The sequence below is a fragment of the Variovorax sp. CCNWLW186 genome (assembly GCF_037203865.1).
GTDB lineage: Bacteria > Pseudomonadota > Gammaproteobacteria > Burkholderiales > Burkholderiaceae_C > Variovorax.
This window is the reverse complement of sequence record NZ_JBBCBO010000007.1, coordinates 38,322-47,574: the sequence shown is the minus strand read 5'-3', so window position 1 is coordinate 47,574 and position 9,253 is coordinate 38,322. Positions and strand designations below refer to the sequence as shown.

At 67.0% G+C, this 9,253-nt stretch carries 11 protein-coding genes; 2 read left to right on the top strand and 9 right to left on the bottom strand.

Annotation, left to right across the window (positions count from 1 at the left end):
* Positions 1–7 precede the first annotated feature (7 nt).
* Positions 8–481, bottom strand: coding sequence for a DoxX family protein (locus tag V9K97_RS10705; RefSeq protein ID WP_258502289.1), 474 nt, complete (start codon positions 479–481; stop codon positions 8–10).
* Positions 482–704: 223 nt separating this feature from the next.
* On the opposite strand from V9K97_RS10705, the gene V9K97_RS10700 reads away from it, so the two are divergent.
* The gene (locus tag V9K97_RS10700; RefSeq protein ID WP_258502288.1) at positions 705–1,463 is read left to right on the top strand and encodes a sulfite exporter TauE/SafE family protein; all 759 of its coding nucleotides are present in this window, start codon (positions 705–707) and stop codon (positions 1,461–1,463) included.
* A 15-nt stretch (positions 1,464–1,478) separates the two neighbouring features.
* Here V9K97_RS10700 and V9K97_RS10695 read toward each other — a convergent pair whose 3' ends face one another.
* From V9K97_RS10695 to V9K97_RS10680, 4 genes are all read right to left on the bottom strand, one after another.
* The gene (locus tag V9K97_RS10695) at positions 1,479–1,838 is read right to left on the bottom strand and encodes a DUF1428 domain-containing protein (protein ID WP_337317933.1); all 360 of its coding nucleotides are present in this window, start codon (positions 1,836–1,838) and stop codon (positions 1,479–1,481) included.
* A gap of 64 nt (positions 1,839–1,902) precedes the next feature.
* Complete coding sequence (locus tag V9K97_RS10690; RefSeq protein WP_337317931.1) at positions 1,903–3,411, bottom strand: DHA2 family efflux MFS transporter permease subunit; 1,509 nt, start codon at positions 3,409–3,411, stop codon at positions 1,903–1,905.
* A 40-nt stretch (positions 3,412–3,451) separates the two neighbouring features.
* A complete protein-coding gene (locus tag V9K97_RS10685; RefSeq protein WP_337296896.1) occupies positions 3,452–3,871 on the bottom strand; it encodes a VOC family protein in 420 nt (139 codons plus the stop codon).
* Positions 3,872–3,889: 18 nt separating this feature from the next.
* Positions 3,890–4,324, bottom strand: coding sequence for a VOC family protein (locus tag V9K97_RS10680; protein WP_126747087.1), 435 nt, complete (start codon positions 4,322–4,324; stop codon positions 3,890–3,892).
* Positions 4,325–4,451: 127 nt separating this feature from the next.
* On the opposite strand from V9K97_RS10680, the gene V9K97_RS10675 reads away from it, so the two are divergent.
* Positions 4,452–5,114: a TetR/AcrR family transcriptional regulator gene (locus tag V9K97_RS10675; protein WP_258502285.1), complete on the top strand. Its 663-nt coding sequence runs from the start codon at positions 4,452–4,454 to the stop codon at positions 5,112–5,114.
* 24 nt (positions 5,115–5,138) lie between these two features.
* Here V9K97_RS10675 and V9K97_RS10670 read toward each other — a convergent pair whose 3' ends face one another.
* From V9K97_RS10670 to V9K97_RS10655, 4 genes are read right to left on the bottom strand one after another with little or no spacing between them, the layout of a single operon-like run.
* Complete coding sequence (locus tag V9K97_RS10670; RefSeq protein ID WP_258502284.1) at positions 5,139–5,630, bottom strand: MarR family winged helix-turn-helix transcriptional regulator; 492 nt, start codon at positions 5,628–5,630, stop codon at positions 5,139–5,141.
* Between the two features lie 46 nt (positions 5,631–5,676).
* Positions 5,677–7,428, bottom strand: a complete 1,752-nt coding sequence (locus V9K97_RS10665; RefSeq protein ID WP_337317929.1) for an acyl-CoA dehydrogenase family protein — start codon at positions 7,426–7,428, stop codon at positions 5,677–5,679.
* A 13-nt stretch (positions 7,429–7,441) separates the two neighbouring features.
* Positions 7,442–8,431, bottom strand: coding sequence for a Bug family tripartite tricarboxylate transporter substrate binding protein (locus V9K97_RS10660; protein ID WP_337296894.1), 990 nt, complete (start codon positions 8,429–8,431; stop codon positions 7,442–7,444).
* 36 nt (positions 8,432–8,467) lie between these two features.
* Positions 8,468–9,232: an SDR family NAD(P)-dependent oxidoreductase gene (locus V9K97_RS10655; protein ID WP_126747082.1), complete on the bottom strand. Its 765-nt coding sequence runs from the start codon at positions 9,230–9,232 to the stop codon at positions 8,468–8,470.
* Between the last annotated feature and the right edge of the window lie 21 nt (positions 9,233–9,253).

Below are 9,253 nucleotides of genomic sequence, written 5' to 3'. Positions count from 1 at the left end.
GGCCGGATCAGTTCCAGCGGCCGCGCAAACCGCCCAGGCTGAAGCGGCCCGCACCCAGCAGCACCACGGCCAGCGCGCCGAACAGGTACAGGCCCTGCAGTTCCAGCGCCCAGCCGCCCTGCTTGGTCAGGGCGAACAGGTCGGCCATGTGCACCAGGCCAAAGGCCGCGAGCATGTTGATGACGACCACGCCGGCGGCGGCGCGGGTCCAGAAGCCGGCAATCATGAGCAGCGGCGCCACGATCTCGCCCACGTACACCAGGTAGGCCAGCCCGCCCGGCAGGCCGGCCTTCACCAGCATGGCGCTGACGAAGCCCACGCCGGCCGAAATCTTGAAAATACCGTGCAGCAGCACCAGCACGCCGATGGCCACGCGCAGCAGCAGCTTGCCGGAATCGTCCAGCGTGGCGGGCGAGGGAGAAGCGAACGAAGATGCGATCGGCGCACGCGCGGAGTCGGCGGCTACGGCCTGGGTGTTCATGGCAGATCCTTGAGGAAAGTTGAAAGCCCGCCTCGGAGTGCGGCGGTTGCGGTTCCAGTGTGCGCAGCCGCGGCCGGCGCGGCTGTGCGTTTACGCACACGTTTGCACAGGTGCCCGAAGAATCCTGCAGGCCCGGCGCCGTCCTGCTACGCTTGCACCGCCCGCCACACGGCGGGCTTTTTTCTGCGCCGCCACACGGCGGGCTTTTTCTGCGCAGCCTTCCATGCTCTTTCCTGTCATCACCGATCCGCACTTCTATGCGGTTGCCGTTCCGGCCGTGCTGTTGCTCGGCATCAGCAAGAGCGGGTTCGGCGCCGGCTTCGGTTCGCTCGCGGTGCCGCTGATGGCGCTCGCGGTCACGGTGCCGCAGGCCGCGGCCATCCTGATGCCGCTGCTGCTGTTGATGGACTTGCTCGGGATTGCCGCCTTCCGGCGCGACTTCGACCGGGCGCTGCTCAAGTTCCTGGTTCCGTTCGGGCTGCTCGGCACGGTCATCGGCACGCTCTTGTTCCGAACGCTTTCGGCGCCCACCGTGGCGGGCATCGTGGGGGTGTTCACGCTGCTGTTTCTTGCGCAGCGGCTGGTGTTTCCGCCCAAGCCGGACGACCCGCTGCCTTCGCGCGCCGTGGGCGCGGCGCTCACCGCGGTCTCGGGTTTCACGAGCTTCATTGCCCACGCCGGCGGGCCGCCCATCAACGCCTATGTAATCCCGCTGCGGCTCAAGCCGGTGGTGTTCACGGCGACGATGGCCTACTTCTTCTTCGTGGTGAACCTGAGCAAGTGGATTCCGTACGCATGGCTCGGCCTCATCGACCTGCGCACCCTGGCCACGTCGGCGGTGCTGATGCCTCTTGCGCCGCTCGGCGTGTGGGTCGGCATTCGCATTGCGCGGCGCATCAGCGCCACATGGTTCTACCGCTTCCTGTACCTCGGCATGCTGCTGACCGGGCTCAAGCTCGTCTACGACGGGTTTCTTGCCTGAGCCCGGCGCGCCTGGTCAGAACACCACGATCGACTTGAACCCGCCGAAGATCATCCGTTTCGCATCGAAGGGCATGGTCTTCGGGTCCATCGCGGCAATGCGCGGGTCGGCCATGACCTTGGCGTTGACCGTGTCGCGGTGCTTGCGCGACTTGTAGACGATCCACGAGAAGGCCACCGTTTCGTCCGCCTTCTGCTTCACGCTCTGCGGAAACGAAGTGAACTTGCCGGGCTTCACATCGTCGGCAATGCACTCCACGTATTCGAGCGCGCCGTATTCCATCCAGATCTTGCCGGCCTTGCGCGCCAGCTTGCGATACGCCTCGACGTTGTTCGAGGGAACGGGAACCAGAAAGCCATCGACATAGCGAGCCATTGGAAGTCTCCTTGAAAGAAACGGAAAGTAGAAAAGAAAAGCGGGCCGCCGAACGGGCGAGCCCTCAAGATGCCGCTGCACGGTTTGCCGTGCTTGCGGATGCCGCGGCCTCTTCGTTGTTGTTTCTGTTGTTGCTGTTGTTCTTGTCGTTCTGAGTGGAGCCCGGAGATGCGGTGCGAAGCAGCAATGCCCCGAGCAATCCCGCCACCGCCGCAAACACGGCGCCGACAAGAAACGCAAGGTTGTAGCCGCCGGTGAGGGCAAGAGGCAACTGCGCCCCGGCTGCCTGCATGGAGCCGGTGCGCGCCGCTGCGGCACTGGCCAGAACGGCAAGGCCGAGTGCGCCGCCCATCATGAAGGCGGTGTTGACCACGCCCGAGGCAAGTCCCGAATCGGCCGGGTCGACCTCGCTCATGGCCGCGAGCAACACCGGGTTGAACGCCATGCCCGCGCCCAGGCCGAGCAGCATCATCCCGGGCAGCACGTCCACGACGAAGCTGCCGTTGACCGGCGCACGCGCGAAGAGCGCAAGGCCGATGGCCGCGAGCCAGAGTCCGGCCGCAAGCGGCTTGCGGATGCCGAAGCGCATCACCAGCCTGGCGGAGAGGCCGAGCGAGAACACCGCCATGATGATGTTGGCCGGCAGGAAGGCGAGGCCGATCTGCATCGGCGTGTAGTTCAGCACCAGCTGCATGTAGAGCGCGGAAATGAAGAACCACGCGAACATTGCCGCCGCCCACAGCACGCCCACCACGTTGGCGACCGACACGCTGCGCAGGCGAAAGAGGCCCAGCGGCATCAGCGGATGCTGCACGCGCGCCTCGATGGTGATGAAGATCGCGAGCAGCACCACCGCAGCGCCGAGCAGGCCCAGCGTTTGCGTGGAGCCCCAGCCGGCTTCGTTGCCGTTGACCACGCCGTAGACCGCGAGCATGAGCGACAGCGTGACGGTGACGGCGCCGGCCACGTCGAGCTTTTCGCCGTGCGCCTGGCCGCGCGCGTTGGGCAGCAGCGCCACGCACAGCGCATACACCGCCACGCCGATCGGCAGGTTCACCAGAAAGATCCAGTGCCAGCTCAGCGAACTCGTGAGCAGCCCGCCCAGCAGCACGCCGATGCTGCCGCCGCCCGCGCAAACGAAGCCGTACACGCCCATCGCCTTCGCGCGGTCGGCCGGTTCGGTGAACAGGTTCATGATGAGCGAAAGCGAGACGGCCGAGACCACCGCGCCGCCCAGCCCCTGCACCGCGCGCGCCGCAATCAGCACGCCTTGCGAATTGGCAATGCCGCAGGCCAGCGACGCAAGCGTGAAGAGCACAAGGCCGATGAGGAAGAGCCTGCGGTGCCCATACAGGTCGCCGAGCCGCCCGCCCAGCAGCAGGAAGCCGCCGAAGGTCAGCATGTAGGCGTTCACCACCCAGACCAGCGAGGTCTCGGTAAAGCCCAGGTCGGTGCGGATCGAAGGCAGCGCCACGTTCACGATCGTGGTGTCGAGCACGATCATCAGCACGCCAAGGCACAGCACCATCAATGCGAGCCAGCGCTTGCGGTTGTTGTCGAGTGTGTCGGTCATGAAGAGTGATTCCCTGCAGCAGATTGCGAGTGACGCGGACTCAGATCAGCGGCTTGCCGCCGTTGATGAGCCACGGCGTGCCGAAGCGGTCGGTCACCATGCCGAAGCCTTCGACCCAGAAGGTTTTCTCGAAAGGCATGGAGACGGTGCCACCTTCGGCGAAGGCGTCGAACACGCGGCGCGCTTCGGCAACGGTCTCGAGCGTCAGCGCAACGCCGAAGCCCTTCATGCCTTCGTAGGTCTGTCCGGGCATGGTGTCGGAGGCCATGAGCATGCCATCGCCGTAGGCAAGGGAGGCATGCATGATGCGCTTCTTGACGTCGTCCGGCATCTGCCCGGTATCGGGCGCTTCGCCGATGGTCATCATCATCTGCATGGTGCCGCCGAGCGTCTTCTCGTAGAAGCGCATGGCTTCGGCTGCATTGCCGTCGAACGTGAGGTAAGCGTGGATGGGAGACATGGTGTTTCCTTTCGGCGGTTACTTTTGTGAGTCCACCACCAGCATCCAGCCGATGCCGAAGCGGTCGGTGAGCATGCCGAAGCTGGAGCTGAAAAACGTCGGCGTCAGTGGCTGCATCACCTGGCCGCCATCGGCCAGCGCGTCGAACCATTGGCGCGCCTCGGCGTCTGTGCTGGCGCTGAGGGCGAGCATGATGCCCTTGAATTCCGCCTGACCGGAACACCGTCCGTCGGAAGCCATCAGCTCGGTTTCGCCGATGCGCAAGACGGAATGCATCACCTTGTCGGCGGCGGGCATGCCGCCGGCGCAACCTGCTTCGGCTTCGCCCGCCGGCATTTCGGGCGCATCGCTGTAGCGCATGAGCTGCACGACTTCGGCGCCGAGCGCCTTCTTGTAGAACGCGATGGCTTCGTCGCAGCGGCCTTCGAACGACAGATAAGACTGGACTTTCATGGCAGATCCTTTGGACTGAGGAGGAAAGGGTGCGCAGAAGACCTGCGCGAATACGGAATACCTAGTTTGTGTACACCGTCCACAAAGAATAGCAGACATAATGGACACTGTCCACATGGAGATTCCGATGAGCCCCCCCGTCGTTCCGCCCGCCCCCGTTCCGCCTGCCGCCCGAAGTACCTACCGGCATGGCGACTTGCGACGGGCGCTGCTCGAAGCGGGCGTGGAGCTGGCGCGCGACGGCGGCCCCGATGCGGTGGCGCTGCGCGAGGTGACGCGGCGCGCGGGCGTGGTGCCCAACGCGGCGTACCGGCATTTCGCGAGCCGGCGCGAGTTGCTGCTGGCGGTGCGGGCGGCCGCGCTCTCTGCGGCTGCCGTCTCCATGGAAAAGGAACTGGCGGTGCTGCCTCGCGAGCAGCCGCCCCTGGACTTCGCGCGGGCGCAGGTGCGGGCCATCGGCACGGCCTACCTGCGTTTCGCGCAGGCCGAGCCGGGGCTTTTTCGCACGGCTTTCGTGGTCTCGTCCGAAGATGCCGAAGGCGAGGTGGGCCCGGCGAGCGTGGGCGCCAGCGGGATGGGGCCCTTTCAGTTGCTGGGCGCGGCAATCGACCGGCTCGTGGAGGCGGGCGCGCTCGAGGCTTCGCGCCGGCCTGATGCCGAGTACCTGGCCTGGTCGGCCGTGCACGGGCTGGCACTGCTGATCATCGACGGGCCGCTGAAAGGCATTGGCGCCGAAGCGGCCCACGCGCTCGGGCAGCGCCTGATCGACATGGTGGAGCGCGGCCTCTAGCTGGAACCTCCCGGAGGCAGAGGGCTACAGGTAGATCTTCTGCAGCAGCCGGATCAGCGTTTCGCGCTCGCGCGCTGTGAGCCGTGCGCTGGCATCGGCCTCGAGCTGCATCACCGTCTGCTCGGCCTCGCGGATCAGCTTGTCGCCCGCTTCGGTGAGATGCAGGCCGACGGCGCGGCCGTCGTGCGGATGCGGCTTGCGCTCGATGAGTCCGCGGCTGTCCAGCGTGGCCACCAGGCTCACCAGGTTGGGCGGCAGTATGTCGAGCGTGTTGCACAGCTGGCGCGACGTGGCGCCCGGGTTGTGCGCCAGCAGCGAGAGCACCGAAAAGTCGATCTGCTTGAGCCCGTAAGGCGCCATGCGTTCGGCGAATACGCCGCTGATGATCAGCCAGGCGCGGCGCGCGTTGTAGCCGACCAGGGCTTCGAGCATGCGGGCGTCGAGCCGGTCGGACTTGCCGTTGCCGGGCGCAGCCGGCTCTGCCTTGGCGGAACTGTTCTTGGATGGACGAGGCATGGCCCGAGCGTAACCCGCGGCCGGCCCAGCCGGGGTTCCGTCAGCTTTAAGTACCGGAGGTTTTGGCAGCGTCGTGCGACATGGCAACGCCTTCGCAGGCGCGCTTGACGATGCCCAGCCGCATTTCGAACTCGGGCAGCACCCAGCGCCGGAATGCCGCGGCGGGGCCGGCCCTGGCGGCGCGTTCCGCATCGGGTGCCTCGGCCGCATCGATGCGCGCCCAGGCCCAGGCCATCAAGGTGAGCATCACCACGCGCAGGTAGTCGTCGGCCACTTCATAGGGCAGCACGGGGTTGGCATGCGCGGCCATGGCAATGGTGGTGCCCAGGTAGCGCAGCTGCGCGAGCCGCCGCTGCACGTCGGCATCGGCCTCGCGCGAAGCATCGAGCGTGTCGCGCAGTTCGAGCAGCACGGCCGACATGGCGGCGCCGGCGTCGGGCAGCACCTTGCGCACCAGCAGGTCGATCGCCTGGATCTCGTTGGTGCCCTCGTAGATCATGGTCACGCGCGCGTCGCGCACGATCTGCTCGATGCCCCATTCGCGCACGTAGCCATGGCCCCCAAACACCTGCAGGCATTCGCTCGCGCCATGGAATGCCTGCTGCGTGCAGGCGGCCTTCAGAACCGGTGTGACCAGCGAACACCAGCGCTGCGCGCGATCGCGCGCCTTGGCGTCGGCGTCGTGCGTGGCCACGTCGAGCATCAGCGCGGTGCGGTAGGCGAGCGTGCGCCCGGCCTCGACCCAGGCGCGCTGCGTGTCCAGAATGCGGCGGACCGCCGGGTGTTCGGCAATCAGGTCGGCGGCTTCGGTGCCGCGGCTTGCGGGCACCGCGCCGGGGGCGCGCATCTGGCGGCGCTCCGCGGCGTAGGCGTCGGCCTTCTGCCAGGCGGCGTCGAGCAGGCCGACGCCCTGCAGCGCCACATGCAGGCGCGCCGCATTCATCATCACGAACATCGCGGCCAGGCCGCGGCCCGCCTCGCCGACCAGCCAGCCCGTGGCTTCGTCGAAACGCATGACGCAGGTCGGGCTGCCGTGCAGACCCATTTTTTCTTCGATGCGTTCGCAGTGCACCGCGTTGCGCGCGCCGTCTTCCAACTGCTTGGGCACCAACACCAGCGACAGGCCCTTGGGCCCGGCGGGCGCATCGGGCAATCGGCAGAGCACCAGGTGCACGATGTTCGGCGTGAGGTCGTGCTCGCCGCCTGAAATGAAGATCTTGCCGCCGCTCACGCGAAAGCTGCCGTCGGCCTGCGGCACGGCGCGCGTGCGCACTTGTCCCAGGTCGCTGCCCGCGTGGGCTTCGGTCAGGCACATGGTGGCGAGCCATTCGCCGGTTGCGATCTTCGAAAGGTAGCGGGCCTTCAGTTCGTCGCTGCCGTGGTGCTTGAGGCAGGCATAGGCGCCGTGCAGCAGGCCGGGCGCCATGGTGAACCCGTGGTTTGCTGCGCTCAGCCATTCGTAGAGAACGGCTTCGAGCACGGTCGGCAAGCCCTGGCCGCCGTCTTCGGGTGCCGCCGAAAGGCTGGGCCAGCCGCCGTCGACCAGTGCCTGGTAGGCCTGGCGAAAGCCGGGCGGCGTGGTGACTTCGCCGGCGGCGAAGCGGCAGCCGATCTCGTCTCCACCCCGGTTCGATAGCGCGACCGCCTCGGCCACGAAGCGTGCCGCTTCCTCCAGCACCTGCGCCTGCAGCGCCTCGTCGGCTTCGGCAAAGGGCGCGAGCGCGCCGAGCCGCACAGGCGCGTCGAGCACCGCGTTCAGGATGAATCGGCTGTCTTCGGGGCGGGGGCGGTAATCCATCGAGATATCGGTATCAGGATTCGGCGGTGAAGCCGATCTTCTTGACCAGCGGGCCCCAGCGTTCGTATTCGGACTGGAGCGATTTCTTCATGTCCTCGGGCGAGGAGCCATGGGCGATCAGGCCGACCGACAGCAGGCCCTCGGCCACGGTCTTGTCCTTGAGGGCAGCCTGGATCGCGGTGCTGGCCGCAGCGACGACGCTGGCCGGCGTCTTTGCGGGCGCGAAAAAACCGAACCATTCATCGGCCACGATCTCCGGAAAGCCCTGCTCGATGAAGGTGGGCACGTCGGGCAGGTAGGCCACGCGCTGCGCACCCGAGGTGGCGAGCACGCGCAGCTTGCCGGCCTTGGCGAAGGGCAGGTAGTCGCCCACCGGCGTCATGCTCGATGCGATCTGCCCGCCCACCACGTCGTTGATGGCGGGCAGTGAGCCGCGGTAGGGAATGTGGCGCAGGTCGGTGCCGCTGTTCAGGCCGAGCAGCGCGCCGAGAAAGTGAGGCGTGGAGCCCGCACCCGGCGAGCCGTAGCTGGCCTGGCCGGGATTGGCCTTGGCCCAGGCGATGTAGTCCTTCAGCGTCTTCACAGTGGCCGGCACCATCGGTCCGACCGCCAGGCCGTGCGTCATGACGGCGCCGATGGAAACGGGCGCGAAATCGGCAAGGCCGTAGCTCAGCTTGGTATAGATGTGCGGGTAGGTCGACAGCGCGGAGGCCTGCGCGAGGCACAGCACCGAGCCGTCGGCTACCGAAGTCTTGAGCGTTTCGAGCGCAATGCGACCGCCGGCGCCGGGCTTGTTCTCGACCACAGCGTTGGTCTTCGAGAACGGCGTATCGCCGAGCTTCTCGGCCACGCGCCGGGCCACGCTGTCGCCCGCGCTGCCGGCCGGAAAGCCGTAGTAGATCTTTGCCTGCTGCACGGCTTGGGCGAGTGCGGCAAGCGGATGCAGGGCGCCGAATGCGGCTGCGCCGCCGAGTGCTGTCACGAACTGACGTCGATTGGTCATGGTCTTGTCTCCTGTATTTTTTTCGAGGGGCTGGAATCAGCGCGGCGCCATGCGCAAGGCGCCGTCGAGGCGAATCACTTCGCCGTTCAAATGCCCGTTGGTCACGATGTGGCAGGCCAGTTCGGCAAATTCCGAAGGCTTGCCCAGGCGCGGCGGAAACGGAATCGACGCGGCCAGCGATTGCTGCACGGCCTCGGGCAGCTCCATCAGGAGCGGCGTGGCAAAGAGGCCCGGCGCCACGGTGCACACGCGAATGGCGTGCTGCGCCAGGTCGCGCGCCATCGGCAGCGTCATGCCGACCAGGCCTCCCTTCGATGCGCTGTAGGCCTGCTGGCCCACCTGGCCGTCGAAGGCCGCCACCGACGCGGTAAAGAGCATCACACCCTTTTCGCCGTTGTCGAGCGCATCGAGCTTGGCGCAGCGCGCTGCGAACAGGCGCGCCATGTTGTAGCCGCCGATCAAGTTGATATTGACCACGCGCACGAAGTCTTCGAGCGGCGCCGGGTTGCCGTCCTTGCCGACGATGCGCTTCGCGCTGCCGATGCCGGCCACGTTCATGAGAATGCGCGCGGGGCCGTGCGCCGCCGCGGCCTTGTCGAGCGCGGCATTGACGCTCTCGGTGTCGGTGATGTCGCAGACACACGCCACGCCACCGATCTCCGAAGCCACCTTTTCGGCGAGCTCCGCATTGCGGTCGAGCACGGCCACCTTGGCGCCCAGCCGCGAGAGTTCGCGCGCGGTGGCTTCACCGAGGCCCGATGCGCCGCCGGTGACGAGTGCTGCTTGTCCTTCGATCTTCATAGTGTGTGTCTCCTGGACGTG